We start from the raw sequence: 16278 nt of genomic DNA, 5'->3' as shown, positions 1-16278 counted from the left end.
GAGGTCCTATGCTGATCGGGATGACCTACGATCTGCGCGATCGTTATTTAGCCCTCGGTCTGGACGAGGAGGAGACGGCGGAGTTCGACTCGGAGGAGACCGTCGCGGCGATCGAGTCCGGGCTTCGGAGGCTCGGCCATGAAACCGAGCGCATTGGCAATCTGGATGATCTGGTCAGGGCACTCGCCGGCGGGCGGCGCTGGGGCATGGTTTTCAATATCGCCGAAGGGCTGTATGGTTTCGGCCGCGAGGCGCAGGTGCCGGCCCTGCTCGATGGTTACGGGATCCCCTACACCTTCTCCGATCCGCTGGTTCTCTCTCTGACCCTGCACAAGGGGATGACCAAACGGGTGCTTCGGGACCTCGGGGTCCCGACCCCGGATTTCGCTATGGTCGGCGCGGAGGCGGATCTGAAGTCTATCGCGCTGGAATACCCCCTTTTCGCCAAACCCGTCGCAGAGGGGACCGGCAAGGGGATCAGCGCCCTTTCCCGCATCGAGAACCCGGCTGAGCTGCGCTCCGTCTGTCTGAACCTGATTGCGGCTTTCGATCAGCCTGTGCTGGTCGAGCGTTTCCTGCCGGGCAGGGAGTTCACCGTCGGCATACTCGGAACGGGGGATGCGGCGCGCGTGCTCGGGGTGATGGAGGTGATCCTCGGGGGCGAGGCCGAAGCGGACGCCTATTCTTACGAGAACAAGCAGAAATGGGAGGAGCGGGTCAGCTACCGTCTGGCGGCGGATGCCACGGCCTTGCAGGCGGGTGAAACAGCTCTCAGGGCTTGGCGCGGATTGGGATGCCGGGATGCGGGGCGCATCGATCTGCGGGCCGATGCGCTTGGCAGGCCGCACTTCATCGAGATAAACCCTCTGGCGGGATTGCACCCCGGGCATTCAGACCTGCCGATCCTCTGCCGGTTGGCCGGCATGGACTATGGAGATCTCCTGAGTGGAATCATGGACTCGGCCGCGGAAAGGATTCCGGAGTCTGCTTCGGCAGCATGCTGCACGGTCGTACCGGAAGTCCGGACGGCCCAGGGCGGGGCTTTTTGAGGTGAACGGGGCATCGTCTAATGCCGCTCGGCGGGTCGTCATCCTGATCGATCGGCTGCCGCCCGGCTGCGCCCCGGATCAGCAGGACGCCCTTCGGCAGGCGGAAACGGTCTCCGATGCCCTCTCATCCCTCGGGTACCAGCCGGAGCTCGTCGAAGCGACGCCGAATCTCGAAAGGCTGAAGGAGGATCTATGCCTGGCCGCTCCGGCTTTCGTCTTCAACCTGGTTGAATCGCTCGAGGGCCGAGGGTGTTTCATCCATCTGGTTCCGGCGCTCCTGGACAGGCTGGAGATTCCCTATACGGGCGCCGGTGCGGATGCCGTGTACCTGACCTCGCACAAGGTCATGGCGAAACGGATCATGGAGGCAGCGGGGATACCGACCCCCGCCTATTGCACCCGTGAGAGCCTCTTGCGGCTCGAAGATCTGGAAGTGGAGGCCTTCATCGTCAAGTCGGTCTGGGAGCATGCGTCGGTCGGGCTCGGGGACGATGCCGTGGTGTTCCCTCGCGGACCGCGGCATCTGCTTGACATCATGGAGCGGCGCCGCATCCCTCTAGGCGGCATGTGCTTTGCCGAACGGTACATCGAGGGGCGGGAGTTCAACCTCGGGCTTTTGGGAGGCGATGACCGGCCCATGGTGCTTCCGCCTGCCGAGATTCGGTTCGAGGATTATCCCCCGGGCAAGGCGAGGGTGGTGGACTACCGTGCGAAGTGGGATGAATCCTCCTTCGAATATGCCCATACGCAGCGCTCTTTTACGTTTGACGAGGCGGACGCCCGGCTGTTGGAACGCCTGGAGGCCGTTGCCCGTGCGTGTTGGGAGGCCTTCGGTCTCAAAGGGTATGCCAGGGTGGACTTCAGGGTCGACCGGGATGGGTGTCCCTGGGTCCTGGAGGTCAACGCGAACCCGTGTCTTTCGCCCGACGCTGGTTTCGCGGCGGCAGCCGCCCAGGCCGGCATCGATCGGGTGGGCGTCGTGCGCAGGATCGTGGCGGATACCGCTGTGCCCGGGCGTCCTTTGGGGTAGCGACGGCGCGTCCCGGTTGCTTGACACGCTTCGCGCGTTCAGTCCCGCCCCTTCGGAGCGGGTTCCGGTGTCGTCAATACCCGGGGGAACCGGACAGGGGTGCGGAGCCGATGCTTATGAATCGTTGCACGAACAAGCGTTCAAGTTGACGCTGAGATCCGCAGATGGCAACATCTCTGCGTAGAGATTGATTTCCAGGAAGGTCGAACCGTTGTTTCAAATCCGCCGCATCTACGATGACATCATCCCGATCGATCGCAAGGCCATAGACGAGGTCCAGCAGATCCTCCGGGATCAGTTTCCGCTCCTGCCGGAGCGTGAAATCGAGGAACTGCCTGAGTCCCTTCGGGATCCGCTCAAACACCGTTTCCGATCCATCTTGTTCGTGGCCGCAGGCGCCCGCAGCAAGGTCAAAGGGTTTGCCCTGCTGCACCACGCGCCGGATCTCGTCTTCTGCTATCTCGATTTCATTTCCGTCGCGAAGTTGAGAACGGGGGGAGGGATAGGCGGCGCCCTCTATGAAAGAGTCCGTGACGAGGCCCGTTCACTCGGGTCGGCCGCGCTTTTCTTCGAGTGCCTGCCGGATGACCCCGCGGTCTGCCGCGACGAGACCATCCTCAAACAGAATGCGGCCCGCCTGCGTTTCTACGAGCGCTACGGCGCGCGTCCGGTGGTGAATACGCTTTATGAGACGCCGATCAGGCCGGATGATCCCTGCCCACCCTACCTCGTCTGCGACCTTCTGGGCGGAAAGGGGCCTTTGGGCCGAAGGCGCGTGCGCCTCATCGTACGGGCGATTCTCGAGCGGAAATACGGCGATGCCTGCCCGCAAGGGTATATCGATCGCGTGGTGCAGTCCTTCAAGGACGACCCCGTTCTTCTGCGCGACCCCAAGTATGCCCGCACAGGCGAAACGCAGCCCGCTCTGCCGGCCCCGGCGATGGAAAGGCGGATCGCCCTGGTGGTGAACGACCGGCACGCCCTTCATCATGTGCACGAGCGCGGCTATGTGGAATCCCCGGTCAGGGTCGGAGCCATCCAAAGGGAACTGGAAAGGATGGGCATCTTCGATCTGAAGCCGGTCCGGCACTTTTCCGAGAAGCGCATCAGGGCGGTCCATGATCCAGGTTTCATCCATTATTTCAAAAGGGTATGCACCCTGGTGCAGCCGGGTGAGTCGGTTTACCCCTATGTGTTTCCCATCCGCAACCGGGCCCGCCCGCCCCGGGAACTGCCGGTCAGGGCCGGGTATTATTGCATCGACACCTTCACGCCTCTGAACCGGGATGCCTATGACGCCGCCAAGCGGGCCGTGGATTGCGGTCTGACCGCGGCGGAGGAAATCCTCAAAGGCCGCCGGCTGGCTTACGCCCTGGTGCGTCCGCCCGGCCACCATGCGGAAAGAAGCGTCTTTGGCGGGTTCTGCTACTTCAACACCGCCGCCATCGCGGCGCATTTCCTGAGCGCCTACGGACGGACAGCGGTTCTCGATGTGGACTACCATCACGGCAACGGCACTCAGGAGATCTTCTACGATCGTCCGGACGTTCTGACCATCTCCATTCATGGGCATCCGGCCTTCGCCTATCCGTACTTCAGCGGCTTCAGGGAGGAAAGGGGCGAAGGGGCGGGGGAGGGCTTCAACCTGAACTTCCCCCTCGAGGAGACCGTGGAAGGGGAGCGTTACCGGTCGGTACTCGACAAGGCGCTGGCGGCCGTCGCCAGGTTCGAGCCCCACTTCCTGATCGTAGCCCTCGGGCTCGACACCGCCAAAGGGGATCCCACCGGGACATGGTTGCTCGGGCGCAAGGATTTTTACCGGAACGGCAGGATGATCGGTGCCTTGAGGCTGCCTGCCATCGTCATACAGGAAGGGGGTTACCGGATCCGCTCCCTGGGGGCGAATGCCCGCAGCTTTTTTCGCGGTCTTTGGGAGGGGGCGTTTGGGGCGGAAAACTCGTCGGCAGGGTTCTCGCCAGGCCGCCCTGTAAGAAAAGGCAGGTTTGAGCATGGCGCCTCCTGATAGGGTGTTCCGAACGACGGTAAGGCCTGAAGATCGTGCCGCGGTTCGCCGCATCGTGTGCTCGTCCGGCTTTTTTTACCAGGACGAGGTGGAAATCGCCGTCGAACTGGTCGATGAAGCCTTGCAGAAAGGGGATGCGAGCGGCTATCACTTTGTTTTTGCGGAGATCGACGGCATCGTCGCCGGCTATGCGTGCTTCGGACCTATACCGGGCACCGGTGCGAGCTTCGACCTGTATTGGATCGCCCTCGATGACGATTTCCGGGGGCGGGGGCTGGGAGGCGCGGTCCTCCGTTTCGCGGAGGAGCGCATGCACGCTATGGGTGGGGCACGGGTCTATGCCGAGACCTCTTCCAGACCGCAGTACGAACCGACCCGCCGGTTTTATGAAAGGCGGGGATTCCGTCTGGAAGCCCGCCTGGAGGCCTTCTACTATCCAGGTGACGACAAGCTTATCTACGTCAAGCGCCTTTTGCCCCGGGCGGACGAAACCGCCCGTCAGCCCGCTTCTTTGCCGGGTCCGACCGCTGCGCCGGTCTGCTGAGGATTCATATAACGTTTGACATGCCGACAAAATTATGTTTTCAGCAGGAGGAAAATCCTGTTTGAAAGGTGGAACGCGGCATGTCGTTCGAAAAGGTCCAGTCCGTCCTGGGCAGCCCGCGGCAGGTCCTGTGGAACCTGCTGCTGATCAGCACCGGCAGTCTCCTGTGCGCCGTTTCCGTCAACGCCATCCTGATCCCCCAGGAGTTTATCGGAGCCGGTTTTACGGGGGTTGCGCTGGTGCTCCACTATCTCTTTCCCTCGCTTGAGGTTCCCGTCGTCTACTTTGCCATGAATATCCCGGTCTTTCTCCTGGGCTGGGCCTATGTGGGGCGGCGCTTCTTCCTCTACAGCATCGTCGGGATGCTGATCTTCTCCGCAGCGCTCAACTGGAGCCATGTCCCGCTTCCGGTCGAAAACAAGATCCTCGGCGCCCTGCTGGCGGGGATCATCATGGGGGTGGGCTCCGGCATCATTCTCCGGTCATGGGGATCGGCCGGGGGAACGGATATTTTATCGGTGATTCTGCTCAAGCGGTTTTCGATACGTCTGGGAAGCACGGTCCTTGCGTTCAACGCCTGTGTGCTGGTGGCCGGAGGCCTCCTGTTTTCTTTGGAGAGCGCGCTCTACACGCTGGTCTATCTTTACGTCAACTCGAATATGGTGAATCTCGTCGTAACCGGTTTGAGTCAGCGCAAGGCCGTCTATATCATCTCGCCCTCGTGGGAAAACATCTCGCACGGTATTCTGGAAAAGCTGAACCGGGGCGTCACGATCCTGGAGGGCCAGGGGGGATACTCCGGCAAGCCGGAGAAGATCCTTTTTGCCGTGATCACCTTCCGGGAGCTTTCAAGGCTCAAACGCCTCGTGCGGGAAGTGGATCCCAATGCCTTCATGGTGGTATCGGACACCCTGGAGGTCATGGGGCATCGGATCGGCAACCAGCCGCACTGGTGATCCGGTTTCGGTGACAACGACTGGATGCGGCCTGCGGGCGGCCGTGGGAACAGACATGATCCTTGAGGACGGGCTCAGCCGAATCGGAATCAACCTGAAGCAGGGGGGTTTGGTGCAGACCGGGCCTTTGACGGGAGCGGCCGTTGCGTGGCCCGTATCAGCGTTTGTCGGGGGCAAAAGGTGTATGGAAAATTTGCAGCCGGTTTTTGAAAAGATCTGGAAGATGGCCCGGCCTTATCTGCAGACCCGGAATAACGAATCGCACACCCGCATCGCGGTCGCCTTTGCCAAGGCGCTCCTTCAGGCCGAGGGCGGGAATGAGGATATTGTCATCCCGGCGGTGATCTTGCATGACGTCGGTTGGAGCAGGGTGCCTGAGACGCTGCACCTGCAGGCCTTCGGCCCCAGGGCGACGATGCCTGAGGTCAACCGCATCCATGAGGAAGCGGGGGCGGAGATCGCGACGGCGATCCTCCAGGCTGTGGGCTATCCCTCCGAAAAAACGGAGGAGATTGCAGCTATCATCGAAGGACACGACTCGCGGCCCAAAGGCCGGACCCTGAACGACACCATCGTAAAAGACGCGGACAAACTCTGGCGCTATTCGGAGGACGGGGTCTCCGTCAACCAAGCCCGCTTCGATTTTTCCCGGGAGGCGATATGCTCCCGGCTCGAGAGGATGGTCGATGAGTGGTTTCTGACGCCAACCGGCCGATCGATTGCCCTGCAGGAACTGTCGAGGCGCCGGGCGTCCGGGTCGGCGTGAGACGTTGCCGCAGGGAAATTTCCTTGTCGTCTCTTATCGGTCGACCGGCTCAGGCCTTTCCGCAGCAGCTTCCTGGGCCGGCGCAACCGCGATGGCCTGGGCTGCCGCCGCAGCAGGTCGTATCGCCCGTTCCGGGCAGCCTGTTCCGCGTCTTTCCAGAGTAGGAAGCCGGCACGGACAGCCGCTTCTCCACGTTCGAACTCCCACAGGACAGGCAGTCAGGCGTGTTTTCAGCTGCGGCAGGCATCAGGGCCTCGAAGTCCGTCCCGCAGTCGTTGCAGCGGAAATCATAAAGGGGCATAAACATCCTCCATGGTAGGGATCATCCCCTGTATCTTTATTTAAAATGCACCGGACGGAGCGAAAGCTGAAGACCGCCCTCCCGGACTTCTAATCATCCGATTTTTCTGCATCGGCTCCGTCCGCCTTTTCGGGGACCGGCTGAAAAGACGTCACGGAAAATATCCCCCTGCCATCGCATTCACCGGTCATTCCGGTCACGATGACTTGCTTCCCTTGATATTGACCCAGCTGCACTGCAGCTTCACTCGGGGTCAGAAACAGCTTTTGACCTTCGGACGTCACGACGTGTCCGTCATAGGTGACGGTTGCCATCAAAATGGTGATGTCTTCCGCCTGAGCAGGTGGAGCGGTGTGCACAACCAGGGAAAAGGCCAGAGCCAGAAAGCAGACGGCCCGGCGGGTGATTTTCCGAATCATGGCGGCGCCTCCAAAATAAGGTTCGATCAGCAGTCCATCCCAAATTCGCCAGCGTGATCTACATACTGCAAAACGCCTACCTGTGTCGAAGGATATTTCTTCATGGGCACTTCATTTTTTGACCGTGTGCGGGTTGATGGTCAGCACGGGAGCGCTCGATCTCCTCAAAACATTCTCGGCGACGCTGCCGAAGATGGTATGTTCGAGCCCCTTCCTTCCATGTGTCGCCATAATGACCAGATCGATCGCTTCCTGTTCGATGGTTTTGAGGATTTCTTCCACCGGATCACCTGCACTCAGGATCTTACGGACGCTGGCGCAGCTTCCAAGCTCTTCGGCGCAGAATGTGTCCATCGCCTGGCGCGCCCCTTCCAGGGCCTCTTTCTTGAACGAATCCAGGGGCAGATGCGGGACGTAAGCCCCGATGCCCCAGCGGGCGAGATCTTCCACGACGTGCATGAAACAGATGGTGGCATCGTATTTCTGTGACAAAGATATAGCGTGAGGGATGACCTTGGCGGCGTTTTCGGTGAAGTCATACGGGACGAGAATTTTCTTGAACTCGATCATGGGACGAAACCTCCTCTCGGGTTGGAATTTCATTCCGGAAAAGCGTGAAGCCAATGCTTTCATGACGGCCAGCGAGACACCGCGAGCGATGTCTCACCCCTTTCCGCTCCGACGCGACCCTGCCATCGCCTTCAGGGGTGGGGTTTTCCTCTTCGTCGAACGGAAGCGGTCAACGGTTATCCCTTAAGCGCTTCGGTTCCGGCAGCCTCCCCAACTTCTCGCAAGCGTTCCTCCTGTCTGACGGGCTTCAGTGGAAAACCGGGCATCCTGTCATCAGCGACCGGTGCAAATCCCATCCGCGGGCGTAGGATACCCTCCCTATCGGCCGGCAGGCGCCGCTTTCGCTGATGACGCGACACCGTTAGAAAACTATTGATGTTTTTCAGTCTGTTGTCAAGGAGAAGCCCCTGCCGGCCTCGATGATCGAGGGTTCTGGCGTGGACAGGCCCCAGGAAAAGATCATTTCTCCAAGTTTTGATTTCGAACGGGAAGGAGAGCCATCCTTGGATTGCCGGTTTTCCAGGTGCCGGCATCGATCAGGGATAGGTGTGCCCGAGGACTGTTTTTTGCCTCTAGATGTGAAGGTGCGCTTGATTTTGCCTTCGAAAAGGCATTACACTGGGATTACCGGATGAAGAGGTGCCGGTTTTGACGGGCGCCGTTCAGACTGCAGAGGCGTTTTTTCGGTCCTGTCGATGCAAAACCTTCGCAAGACGGCGCTTTGCCGTGAAAGGGTGGGAGGGGGCACCCGCAGCGTGTGAAGAAACCGGGACCCGCCCTGAAGGGGTGGGACTGAGCACGCGAAGCGTGTGAAGAAAAACTCCTCATTTCCGGACTGGCAACCGGGTGGTGCCGGGGGATCCTTTCTGGATGAGCCCTGTTTAGATCGGAAGTTGGCTTTTTCTTCTGTTTGGTTCCCGACGTGATAAAGAAATAGAGAAGGAGGATTTGTGATGAAGCGATGGAATGCGGTTTTATTGGTACTGTGCGGCTGTGCCTTTTTTGTCGGTGGATGTGCCCAGACGCAGGAGGCTATGAAGACGGACACGGGAAAAGGGGTTGCTATCGGCGCCGCTACGGGCGCGCTGGCCGGCGCGATCATCGGCCACCAGTCCGGACATAAAGGGGCCGGGGCGGCCATCGGCGCCGCTGCGGGGGCTGCGGTAGGCGGAGCCATCGGCTACAAGATGGATCAGCAGAAGAAGGAATTGGAGCAGATCCCGAACACAACGGTCGAGCAGAAGGAGGACCGCTTGGTCGTCACCATGTCGAATGCCATCCTCTTCGATGTAAACTCGACGGCGCTCAAGCCGGCGTCCCAGTCGACGCTCGTTCAAATGGCGGACGTGATGGTCCGGTATCCGGACAGTGATATCATCGTTGCCGGCCACACGGACAGTACGGGGTCCGAGAAGTACAATCAGGACCTTTCGGAGCGCCGCGCAACGGCTGTCCGAAATTACCTGATCACCAAAGGGGTCGGTGCGGGCAGGATCACCGCCATCGGTTTCGGTGAAACGATGCCGGTCGCTTCGAACGACACCGCTTCAGGGAGGGAGCAGAACCGGCGTGTAGAGGTTGAAATCAAGCCGCGGCCGGAAGCCGCTTCGTGATGAAGCATTGCTGAATCTGCGCCGCGTGGGCCCAGGCTGCGTTCTGCGGGACGGGGCTTGCGCGCGCGGCTGCCGTGGAGCTTCTTCCCCCGGGGTTTTCATCTGCAGGGGTATCCGCTGGATTGTTCCGAGGGAATGACCCCCGAGGGTTGAGTGGGGTCTGCCGGGGGGATGGTCGTTTTTTGGAACGGGGCGCAATTGAGGGATCTGAAAGGACGATGCAAAGATGGTAGAAGAGGCTCGCAAGAAGGTACTGGTGGGGGTGGACGGCTCTGATCGTGCGTCCCAGACGGTCAGATATATGGGCAGGATAGCGCCTTTTCAGCACATGCAGATCGTGCTCTACAACGTGTTCAGCGCGGTGCCCGATGCGTATTGGGATTTACAGAGACAGTCCCATGTGGCCAAACGCGTCTCCGAGATCAAGGCCTGGGAACTGCAGCGGCGGAAAGAGGCCGAAAATTTCATGGAAAAGGCCCGCAAAATGCTTCTGGCCATGGGCCTCGCGGACGAGGACATCGTGGTCAAGATCAGGGATCGCCAGGAGGGGCTGGCCCGTGACTTGATCAAGGAGGCCGAAGGGGGTTACAGCGCTGTGGCGGTCGGAAGGCGGGGCGCCGGGTTTCTCAAGCACATCGTGCTCGGCAGTGTCGCGACGAAGCTGCTCGAGCGCCTGTCGTTTCTTCCCCTCGCGCTGGTGGGCAAAAAGGCCACGCCGGACAAGGTTCTCGTGGCCATGGACAGTTCCGAAAACAGCCGGCGGGCCCTGGACTCGGTGGCGGACCTGTTTGCCGGGAGCCCGTGCACGATCGATATGATGCATGTCATTCGTGCCACCGAGGCTGACTATGTAACCGAGGTCTCGGGTGAGATGGCGGAGGTTTTCAAGAATGCCAAAGAGAGCCTGATCCTGAGGGGCTTCAAGCCCGAACAGATCGGCTCCAAGATCATCAGCGGCGCCAAGAGCCGGGCGGAGACGGTTGTAGCAACGGCCAGAAGCGAGGGCTATGGAACGATCGTTGCGGGCCGGAGGGGGCTTTCCAAGGTGCAGGAATTTTTCATGGGGCGGGTGAGCAACAAGATCGTTTATCTTGCTAAAGGGTTGGCGGTCTGGATCGTCCCCTGAGTTTGAGCACATAGAAAACAAGAGGATGCGGGAAGCGATGCAAGCAGTGTTTTTTGAGGCGCTTCCTGGCATCCTCTTTGCTTTTGCAGACCTGCTGCTTTGGCGGCACGAGAAGACCTGCGAACGGCGCAGGGTCTCCTGAGGGAGCCGGTTCCCAGCTCAAGAGGCCGGTCTGATCTCATCCGGCTGGGGCGCTGGAGCGGCCCTGAAGGTGAAATCGATCCGCGAAGGTTCGATGCGCACCACCTGGACCCTGTCGTTGGGCAGATAGACCCGGTCTCGGGTGATCAGAAAAGCGCGCTTTCCTGGGCGGGCCAGGGAGAGGTCCAACTCGGCCTTTACGTTGCTTTTGTTCAGCACGCTCGCATCCTTGCGCAGACCACGGACCGTGATTCCGATTTCGGGGTTGACCGGCTCGACGATCTCGACGGTGGCGGGCAGGCTTTTCAGATCGATGGGGACGCTCAAGGACACCTCGAAATCCTGTTGCCCTGCAAGCAGAAGCCACAGGCATGAGACGACCAGCAGGGTCCCGAGTTTGGTTTGCCAGCGGTTGATCACCAGATTCTGCAACCGCTCCGGCCAGCTCCTGTCTGCCGTGGAAGGCGGCCGGAGGGCCTTGATGACCCACTGGGCCAACTGCTTTTCATCCTCCACGCGGATCATCTTCCCGCCCTGGGCCAGCGAGACATGGCCCCTTTCCTCCGATACCACGATCACCCAGGCGTCGCAGCGCTCCGACAAACCGAGCGCAGCCCTGTGGCGGGTGCCCCATTCCTTGGGGAGCCCTTCATCCGGACTCAGGGGAAGGTAACAGGCGACCCGGTTCAACCGGCCGTCCTTGATCAAGACGGCGCCGTCATGGAGCGGGGACTCCTTCTGGAAGATGCTGAGGATCAATTCGGGTGTCGGTTCGGCGTCCAGCGGCTGGCCCGCGGTGATCCACTCGGCGACGGCGTCCACCCGTTCGATGATGATCAGGGCCCCGATCTTCCTGGCCGACATGGCGAAGACCGCCTTCACGAAGGCGGCTATCCAGTTCTCGGGGGCCGAAAGGCGTCTGAGACCGATGGCCTCGAGCGGGTTGACCCGTTCGAGCACCTGCCGGATCTCCGATTGAAAGAGGATGATCAGGAGGACGATAAACACCTGCCACAGGATCTGGAATGACCAGGTCGTCAGGAAAAGGCCCCACGAGCGGGCGACGAGATAGACGACTCCGAGGACCATGAGGCCCACGAGAGCCTTGAAGGCCTTGGTGGAGCGGAACCATCTGTAAAGGTAATAGGTTACGGCGGTAAGGAACAGGATGTCCAGCACATCCTGAATACGCAGATTCGTGATGATGGAGAAGAACTGCATCGGGATTCCTCGGCTGATGGCATTTGACCGGTTCTTTTAGTGTCTCAAGGCCGCATTGGAGCAGTGGGGCCGGGATCGGGAAAAAGAGCGGACGGCTCGCTGAGAGCCTCCAGTCTGCAAGCCAGCCGGAGGCTCGAGGCAAAAGACATGCCCGGACACAATGATTTATTTTACCCCAAGTAAGAATGGCGCACAACTAAGATCCTTCAGGTCCCACAGACATCAAGAAGCGCCTCTCATCCGCCACTCGATTTTCCGAGGAGTCCTTCGTACAGCTCAAGGTAGAGCCCGGCCGAACGCGCCCAGGAGAAATCGGCGGCCATGCCGTTCGATTGGAGGCGTGCCCAATGGCCGGGTTCGCTGAAGAGGGAAAGGGCCTGGAGAATCGCATCGAAGAAGGCCTCCGGCGCGTATGCGGAAAAGGTAAAACCGTTTCCCCGCCCCGTATCCCGTTCGAACGGTGCAATCGTGTCCTGGAGACCCCCCGTGGCGCGGACGACGGGAACCGTTCCGTACTTGAGGGCATACATTTGGGTGAGGCCGCAGGGCTCGTATCTCGAAGGGATCAAAAAGAGATCGGCCCCGGCCATGATGCGGTGCGCGAGGGGGTCGTCGAACCCCGTCCGAAGGGCCATTCGTCCGGGGAAGCGTGTGACCGCTTCCTCCAGGCCAGACTGAATGCGAGGATCGCCCGATCCGAGGATGATGAGACCCGTATCCCTCTCGAGCAGACGGTCCAGGACGACGAGGAGCAGATCGAGCCCTTTCTGGTTGTCCAGTCTGGAGATCATGGCGAGGAGCGGCTGGCGGAGCAAGCCCCGGTCGAGCCCGGCCTCCTCGATCAGGGCGGCCTTGCAGACGGCCTTGCCGGAGCGCTCTGTGATGTCGTAGCGAGCCGGGAGATGGGTGTCTGTTGCGGGATCCCAGACCCGGTAATCGACGCCGTTGAGGATGCCGTAAAGGGCATCCCGCCGGCGGGAGAGGATTCCCTCCATGCCGCGGCCGTATTCCGCCGTCTGGATTTCGCCGGCGTAGGTAGGACTTACCGTCGTCAGGGCATCGGCATAGACGATGCCGGATTTGAGAAAGCTCAGATTTCCCCAATACTCGAGACCTTCGGGGTGGTAGAACCAGCCCCCAGGCAGCCCGGTGACATGAAGTTTCGCCGGGGGAAAAAGCCCCTGGTAGCCGATGTTGTGGATCGTGAAGACGGTCTTGGTCCGGCTGAAAAAATCCGCTGTTCTGTAAGGACGGTGCAGCAACGCCGGCACGAGTCCTGTCTGCCAGTCGTGGCAATGGATGATATCCGGCTGGAAAGACAGGTCGTGGAGGGCCTGCAGGGAGGCGTAGGCGAAGAAGGTGAAGCGTTCGCAATTGTCGTAATAGTCTCCCTGGTCGTTGCCGTAAAGGTTCGGCCGGTCGAAGAGGTCCTCCCGCTCGACGAAATAGACCGGCACGCCCTGTGGGGTGTTCCCGCCGAAGACCCGGGCCTCCAGGGAGACGTCTCCGACCTCGATCCGGAACGGAGGCGCGACCCGTTCAAGGCCGCGCTGCTGTTCCAGCACCGCCCGGTAGCAGGGAAGCATCAGCCTGACGTCGATTCCCCTGTCGTGGAGGGCCTCGGGAAGCGCCCCGGCGACATCGGCCAGCCCGCCCGTTTTCGCAAAGGGCACAGCCTCCGGAGTCAGATAAAGGACTTTCAACCTGTTTTCCGGCATGGCGGATAGCTCCTTCTCTTTTCCCATGCGTGTTTTTCCGGAAATCGCTTTGTTTTGGAAGGCCGGTCAGTCGGGGCCGCCGCGTCGGCGCGGTCCGGGAAGAAGCGGAAACCGGCGAGATGGGCATCGCTTCCTCAGACCCGAGGTCCAAAACCCGAAAATATCAGCCTTGATGATCGTGTGTTTACGACCGTGGCTGAAACAAATCTGCCTTGGTTTTTCGAAGGGGCCCTGCCGCCTCGCCTTTTCAGCGGTTGTCGGCCTCGACGGCTTCCACCAGTCGGCGGTAAATGTCCGGGACGCTGAAACTCACCCGGTTCCACGACGGGATCAGGCTGCTCTCGTAGGGCCCCTTGCTCTGCTCCCACGCGGTCCAGAGGAAGCCCCGGAAGTATTGGGCCGTCAGCTCTTCTTCATAGCGGTCGAAATGCAGGTCGTTCACCTGGGCGTCGTCCCCGTAGCTCTTGATAAAATCGAGCGCCCGCTGGTAATAGGTGTGAAGCATCATGTCCACGAAGGCGTCGTCGAGGGGGATGCCGTGCGAGCGCATATAGGTAAGATAGAATTTCGCGATGTCGACGACCATGCGGTGGAGCCCCTTGGACTTGTCTTCGGGCGAGAGGTCCTGGTGCTTATGCTCGTAGTTCGGCACCAGATCGATCTGGGCCACCTTGCGCAGGATGAGGCGGTGGTAAACTTCGGACAGGGTGGCGACCTCCAGGCCCCAATCGTAGGCGATGTTGATCCCCCGGGCGATGTTGCTGGTGAAGCAGAATTCACCGGCCAGGGGGTAGTTGAACGTCCCGTGATATCGGAAGAACCGCTCCATCTGAATGTAGCCGCGATCCCGCATGATGCGTGCCATGGCGTCCACGAACGGGGTCACGAAAAGGCGCGTCACTCTTCCTTTCATGACACGGTCCGCGGGGGAGATGCGGGCGTAATACCCTTTGCAGAATTCGAAATCGGTGTTGAGGTTGGCGATCGGTTCGATCAGGCGCGCCAGGAGCAGGCGGTTGTAGGTCACGATATCGCAGTCATGCAGGGCGATGACGTCCGACGACTCCTTTGCCAGGAGATATCCCAGGGCGATCCACACGGATTGCCCCTTTCCCTGCACCCCAGTCCGGATGGCCCGAGCCTCGATCTCCTGGAGTATCTGCTGGATGCGCGGTCCGTCGACCCAGACCACCTTGACCTCGCGGCCGGGTGCAGCCAACCGCCCGAAGTATTCACGCGCCTCCTGGAACCTCTGCTCTTCCGGCGCACCGCCGAGGGCGACCACGATGTGGTGCAGGTAGCGGACCTGACTGATTTCGTTGATGATGTTGTCCAGGACGGGCGGGTTTTGGATCTCCGAATAGAGCGAAGGCAGCAGCAGGCTGATCCGCACGTGCCGAGCGAACTCCTCGAGTTTCTCTTCCATGCGGGACAGATAGGCCTCACGGTCAAAGGCCTCGTAAAGACCATGCAGCGTCGTTATCATACCTTCCTGATGAAAATCGGCCATGGTTCTATCCCTCCTTTGCTCAAGCAGACTTTTCGTCCCAGAGATGGATCAGGTAGTCCTTCTGCTCCTCGAATTTGACGGCCTGCTCCTCGACCAGTTCTTCGGCCTCGTCCGACGACATGTCCCAGCTTTCCAGGACGAAGGAGGCCACCCGCGCAAAATAGAGCGGGGTCATGAGGTCCAGCAGTTTCCTTCGGTTGATGGTCCATGCGTGGAAAGTCGCGGCCAGTTCGTAGAGGATGCGGACCCATGCCTCGGTCGGCAGGTGGAAATGCTTCGGGTCCATCTTCGCGGCCTTGGAGATCTCTTCGAAGGACGGTTCGCTCAGGATATCCTTCCAGAGCGGGGAAAACTGGGCGTATCCCGTCCTGAAAAGCTCGATCAATCCATCCAGATTCACCGTGACCGGCTCCGGCTCGAATTTTTCCTGGAAGCCGAAGATCTCGAGGGGCTTGCTGCCCTTGATCTGCTTCCAGAAGGCCTCGTTCGCCTCCATGCTCGAGAAGAGGGCGGAGAGGACCTGGCGGAACATCGGACCAAGGTGTTGTCCAGGGTCCTTTGCGTCATGGATCTTGACCCCCAGGTTCGACTGGCAGATCCGAAACCCGCGTGTCACGGCGCTGACGGTCATCCAGATGTCGATGCCGAAACGGGCGACATCCGTGTCCCAGACGTCCTGGTCGATGTAGTATTTGGCCACGTCGCGTGACAGGGCGAAGTCGCCGCCGATGGGCTGCCGGATGCGTTTCCCGTACAGGGCCCGTGTCAGGTTGTAGACGATGTTGTTGGTGATGGTTCCGTCCCATTTGTGCCGGACATAGACGGGGGCCACGAACTGATAGCCTTTTTCGAGGACGGGATCGATGAGATATTTGACCCAGTCCGGGGTGATGCTTCTCAGGTCCGAATCCACCATCGCACAGGCCTTGACCTTGAGCCGATAGGCGGCTTCGAACAACGATCTGAGAGCGGAGCCTTTGCCTCCCGGGCCGCGGTAGATGGAGACGATTTTTTCCTGCCAGGGTTTGATCTCGAACTCGCGCGCGGCCTCGCGGCTGTCGTCCGTGGAACCGCCGTCGGCGATGAAAATGACGCTGCGCTTGTCCTGGTAATGGGCCGCCAGTCCATGGGTGACCATCTGGATGACGTGCCCGATTGTTTTGTCGTTGTTGAAGCAGGGGATCCCCACAAGGATGTCAGCCGAGCCGATCTCTTCGATGCGCTTGGCGGTGTAAGCCCTGAGGGCCGTGTTGTAGCTCATGCGGTGGTCTCCTTTCATTGTAATCCATGG

15 protein-coding genes are annotated in these 16278 nt (G+C 60.4%); 8 read left to right on the top strand and 7 right to left on the bottom strand.

The window, feature by feature from the left end; genetic code table 11:
- The first annotated feature begins 8 nt into the window (after positions 1-8).
- The 6 genes from H567_RS23920 to H567_RS0108765 all read left to right on the top strand — a co-directional run bounded on the left by H567_RS23920 (position 9) and on the right by H567_RS0108765 (position 6368).
- A complete protein-coding gene (locus tag H567_RS23920) occupies positions 9-1049 on the top strand; it encodes a D-alanine--D-alanine ligase family protein (RefSeq protein ID WP_051184645.1) in 1041 nt (346 codons plus the stop codon).
- A gap of 1 nt (position 1050) precedes the next feature.
- A complete protein-coding gene (locus H567_RS0108785; RefSeq protein WP_035253829.1) occupies positions 1051-2079 on the top strand; it encodes a D-alanine--D-alanine ligase family protein in 1029 nt (342 codons plus the stop codon).
- A 211-nt stretch (positions 2080-2290) separates the two neighbouring features.
- A complete protein-coding gene (locus H567_RS23915) occupies positions 2291-4102 on the top strand; it encodes a histone deacetylase family protein (RefSeq protein ID WP_084517063.1) in 1812 nt (603 codons plus the stop codon).
- A complete protein-coding gene (locus H567_RS23910) occupies positions 4089-4646 on the top strand; it encodes a GNAT family N-acetyltransferase (RefSeq protein WP_051184644.1) in 558 nt (185 codons plus the stop codon). Before H567_RS23915 ends, H567_RS23910 begins: the two co-directional genes overlap by 14 nt.
- 80 nt (positions 4647-4726) lie before the next feature.
- Positions 4727-5602 (top strand): YitT family protein, encoded by an 876-nt coding sequence (locus H567_RS0108770; RefSeq protein ID WP_028321118.1) that lies wholly within the window; start codon positions 4727-4729, stop codon positions 5600-5602.
- 184 nt (positions 5603-5786) lie between these two features.
- Positions 5787-6368 (top strand): HD domain-containing protein, encoded by a 582-nt coding sequence (locus H567_RS0108765; RefSeq protein ID WP_028321117.1) that lies wholly within the window; start codon positions 5787-5789, stop codon positions 6366-6368.
- Positions 6369-6417: 49 nt separating this feature from the next.
- Here H567_RS0108765 and H567_RS0108760 read toward each other — a convergent pair whose 3' ends face one another.
- The 3 genes from H567_RS0108760 to H567_RS0108750 all read right to left on the bottom strand — a co-directional run bounded on the left by H567_RS0108760 (position 6418) and on the right by H567_RS0108750 (position 7658).
- Positions 6418-6669 (bottom strand): FmdB family zinc ribbon protein, encoded by a 252-nt coding sequence (locus H567_RS0108760; protein WP_028321116.1) that lies wholly within the window; start codon positions 6667-6669, stop codon positions 6418-6420.
- Between the two features lie 89 nt (positions 6670-6758).
- Positions 6759-7088, bottom strand: a complete 330-nt coding sequence (locus H567_RS0108755) for a hypothetical protein (RefSeq protein ID WP_028321115.1) — start codon at positions 7086-7088, stop codon at positions 6759-6761.
- 111 nt (positions 7089-7199) lie between these two features.
- Positions 7200-7658: a universal stress protein gene (locus tag H567_RS0108750; RefSeq protein ID WP_028321114.1), complete on the bottom strand. Its 459-nt coding sequence runs from the start codon at positions 7656-7658 to the stop codon at positions 7200-7202.
- Between the two features lie 953 nt (positions 7659-8611).
- Here H567_RS0108750 and H567_RS0108740 point away from each other — a divergent pair.
- Entirely contained in the window at positions 8612-9271 is a 660-nt protein-coding gene (locus tag H567_RS0108740) for a YiaD family glycine zipper/OmpA-like lipoprotein (RefSeq protein WP_028321112.1), read from the top strand.
- 226 nt (positions 9272-9497) lie between these two features.
- The gene (locus H567_RS0108735; RefSeq protein WP_028321111.1) at positions 9498-10397 is read left to right on the top strand and encodes a universal stress protein; all 900 of its coding nucleotides are present in this window, start codon (positions 9498-9500) and stop codon (positions 10395-10397) included.
- 159 nt (positions 10398-10556) lie between these two features.
- On the opposite strand, the gene cdaA is transcribed toward H567_RS0108735, so the two are convergent.
- The 4 genes from cdaA to H567_RS0108710 all read right to left on the bottom strand — a co-directional run bounded on the left by cdaA (position 10557) and on the right by H567_RS0108710 (position 16248).
- Positions 10557-11759 (bottom strand): diadenylate cyclase CdaA, encoded by a 1203-nt coding sequence (cdaA, locus tag H567_RS0108725; RefSeq protein WP_028321110.1) that lies wholly within the window; start codon positions 11757-11759, stop codon positions 10557-10559.
- Positions 11760-11995: 236 nt separating this feature from the next.
- Positions 11996-13477 carry a glycogen synthase GlgA gene (gene glgA / locus H567_RS0108720; protein WP_035253825.1) on the bottom strand — a complete coding sequence of 494 codons (1482 nt, stop codon included), beginning with the start codon at positions 13475-13477 and terminating at the stop codon, positions 11996-11998.
- A gap of 247 nt (positions 13478-13724) precedes the next feature.
- On the bottom strand, positions 13725-14987 hold the full coding sequence (locus tag H567_RS0108715; RefSeq protein WP_028321108.1) for a glycosyltransferase family protein: 1263 nt from the start codon (positions 14985-14987) through the stop codon (positions 13725-13727).
- Positions 14988-15006: 19 nt separating this feature from the next.
- Complete coding sequence (locus tag H567_RS0108710; protein ID WP_028321107.1) at positions 15007-16248, bottom strand: glycosyltransferase; 1242 nt, start codon at positions 16246-16248, stop codon at positions 15007-15009.
- Positions 16249-16278: the final 30 nt, after the last annotated feature.

It is taken from the genome of Desulfatiglans anilini DSM 4660 (assembly GCF_000422285.1).
Lineage (GTDB): Bacteria > Desulfobacterota > DSM-4660 > Desulfatiglandales > Desulfatiglandaceae > Desulfatiglans > Desulfatiglans anilini.
Note: the sequence above shows the minus strand (reverse complement) of the source record. Positions and strands in the feature narration are given on the sequence as shown.